Below are 255 nucleotides of genomic sequence, written 5' to 3' on the forward strand. Positions count from 1 at the left end.
ACCGCCTGCCCTGTAGCTTTTATCTGCTTCTCGCTGGCCAGACGGTCTCCCTTCTCGGCTCACAAGTGACGTTTCTTGCCCTTCCGCTGACTGCGATCGAGCTTCACAACGCAAGCCCGTTCGAGACCGGGATATTGCTCGCCTGCGGACGAGCGCCCTACCTGCTACTAGGGCTGCTCGCCGGGGTCCTCACCGACCGGTTCTCGCATCGGATGCTGCTAATGACGGCGAACACGACGATAGCACTCACCTTGG

Annotated in this window: 1 pseudogene; it reads left to right on the forward strand. The window is 60.8% G+C overall.

Annotated elements, in window-relative coordinates:
* Nucleotides 1–255 (forward strand): annotated as a pseudogene (locus ACLFKU_RS44785) (MFS transporter); the annotation flags it as partial.

The organism is Paraburkholderia sp. EG304, from assembly GCF_046543485.1.
GTDB classification, from domain to species: domain Bacteria; phylum Pseudomonadota; class Gammaproteobacteria; order Burkholderiales; family Burkholderiaceae; genus Paraburkholderia; species Paraburkholderia youngii.